Annotated in this window: 1 protein-coding gene; it reads right to left on the reverse strand. The window is 59.1% G+C overall.

The window, feature by feature from the left end; all coding sequences use genetic code 11:
- Nucleotides 1-112: 112 nt before the first annotated feature.
- Nucleotides 113-337 (reverse strand): hypothetical protein (locus KDH83_RS32110; protein WP_212323259.1); only part of this gene is annotated, 225 nt, incomplete at its 5' end.

Here is a 337-nt window from a genome sequence, read left to right on the forward strand (position 1 = left end):
GAAGATGCATCCGCGTTATTGCGAGCGTACTGATAAGGAGCCCTGCCTGATGACAGTGCGGGTGCGCGGGACAAAATTCGTCACGATCTCGCGAAAGTGAGCGCAACGGTTGCTACGGCGTAATCCGCCGGATTTTCACCCTCTGATTATAGCGCTGTCGGAGTGAGCGCGGAATGATGAGTGTGGCGATGGCGACAACGAAGACAGCGACCGCCACGACCCAGAGAGCATCCGATTGCAGCTTGGCCCCGAGAACGGCACCGCATATCGCACCGCTCAGCATGCCCAGCCACGGCACGATCTGGATGCCCCAATCAAAGCTCCGGTCACCGAGAAG

The sequence above is a fragment of the Achromobacter sp. Marseille-Q0513 genome (assembly GCF_018195695.1).
Lineage (GTDB): Bacteria > Pseudomonadota > Gammaproteobacteria > Burkholderiales > Burkholderiaceae_B > Achromobacter.